At 49.9% G+C, this 1,802-nt stretch carries 2 protein-coding genes; both read right to left on the bottom strand.

Going from position 1 to position 1,802, the window contains the following annotated elements; all coding sequences use genetic code 11:
- Window positions 1-64 precede the first annotated feature (64 nt).
- On the bottom strand, window positions 65-889 hold the full coding sequence (gene scpB, locus DEF47_RS08165; RefSeq protein WP_012191317.1) for an SMC-Scp complex subunit ScpB: 825 nt from the start codon (window positions 887-889) through the stop codon (window positions 65-67).
- A gap of 5 nt (window positions 890-894) precedes the next feature.
- Complete coding sequence (locus DEF47_RS08160; protein ID WP_012191316.1) at window positions 895-1,647, bottom strand: succinate dehydrogenase/fumarate reductase iron-sulfur subunit; 753 nt, start codon at window positions 1,645-1,647, stop codon at window positions 895-897.
- Between the last annotated feature and the right edge of the window lie 155 nt (window positions 1,648-1,802).

Here is a 1,802-nt window from a genome sequence, read left to right as displayed (position 1 = left end):
CAGGTTTATGACGCAAGGTGTCACATATCACAGAGTACGAGCAGGGGTAATCCAACAAAATCGCTTAAAACAGTCGTTCTTGAGCTGCATCGGGGTCGGTTGGGGCTTGGCGTTCAAAATTAAAGGCTGGCAATTCAGCTAAACTGGTAATCCCAAAAATATGCAAAAATTGGCTGGTTGTGCCATAAAGCACTGGGCGGCCAATCGTTTCAGCCCGCCCAACCTCATAAATTAATTCACGCGCCAAGAGCGAACGTACAACGCCACTCGAATCGACCCCACGAATTGCCTCAAGCCCAGCCCGCGTTACTGGCTGACGATAGGCAATAATTGCCAAAACCTCAAGTGCTGCTGGTGAGAGTTTTTGCGGTTGGCTGACCCCTAGAAAGCGTTCGAGGGCGCTGGTGGCTTCGGGCGCACTAACTAATTGCAAGGTGCCAGCTTGATCTTGCAACCGAATGCCGCGCCCAGCGAAGCGCTGGCGTAAATCCGCAATTAACAGCGGAATGTCCTGCTCACGCAATTCGAGGGCATTGGCCAAGGTCGCATATTCAACCGGATCACCGGCGACAAACAGCACAGCCTCGGCTCGCAGCAATAAATCAGGGTGTAAATGCTCGGTCAGGGTTGGCATTGGCGATGGCGATTCAACTGGCTCAATCAAAACAGCAGGCTCAAACTCAGGGTTTGCAACTACCTCAATTGAGCACGATTCGGCTTCAATTTCTGGTTGGTCAGTTGGGGTAATAGGCATAGGTGGTGCTTGATCTACATTCATTGCTAGCTGGTTTGGTGGCTTGACGAAATATTGAACCAACTGGGCAATCGCCAAGGCAAACAGCTTGAGCCAATGGCGCAGCAATGTTTGAATTGATGATTGCCCAGTCATGGAATTTAGACAGTTGCTTCGGTTCGAGCAACTTTAACTTCAATCCGCCCAAGGCCAATTTTGTTGAGCATAATTTTGCGCTTGAGGGCTTGAATATTTTCGCCATTGGGAATCGACTTAGGGCATTCTGAGCAGTTGAACACGGTATGGCAGCGCCAAACGCCGGTTTCTGAGCCAACAATATCCAAGCGAGCCTTAATCGCGGTATCGCGTGAATCTTCGACAAAGCGATAGGCGCGAGTTAATGCTGATGGGCCATAATATTCGCCGTTGCTCCAGTGAACTGGGCAGGCCGAGGTACAGCAACCACATTGATTACAGCTAGCAGCCAAGGCGATGCGGTTAGCATCTTTGGGGCTTTGCAAGCGCTCCTTGCCATCAGCAGGCTTGGCGATGTCGGTGACCAAATAGGGCAACATCACTGCATCTTTGGCAAAGAACGAATCGAAATCAACCACTAAATCGCGAATGACTGGGAAACCTGGTAATGGTCCCACGGCAATTTCAGTGCTATTTAAGGACAGCACACGGGTGGTCGAGGCCAAGCGATTGCGGCCATTAATCATCATGCCACACGAGCCATCGATGCCCGATTGCGAGCCACGCCGAAAGGTCAAGCTGCTATCTTGCTCGTCTTTGATGATATTCAAGGCATCAAGAATCGTGGTAAATTGATTTACCTCAACATGATAGACCTGATATTTGGCGGTAAAATCGGTGGCAGCATCGAAGCGTGGCACACGAAATGTTACTTTCATTGAAACTACTCCACTAGGTTCTAGCGCTTAAATGAATTGGTTCACGCCATTCAGAATTGCCGATGTGCTCGCATCCCTGATTCTTCCTTTTTTCAAGCCTAGCTTGTTAATCAGCGTTTGTGATCACCACCCTTCCGTCCCGCCTCTAGGCGGGA

The organism is Herpetosiphon sp. (assembly GCF_003512625.1).
GTDB classification, from domain to species: Bacteria; Chloroflexota; Chloroflexia; order Chloroflexales; family Herpetosiphonaceae; genus Herpetosiphon; species Herpetosiphon aurantiacus.
The sequence above is the reverse complement of the archived record's forward strand: the minus strand, read 5'-3'. Positions and strand labels throughout refer to the sequence as shown.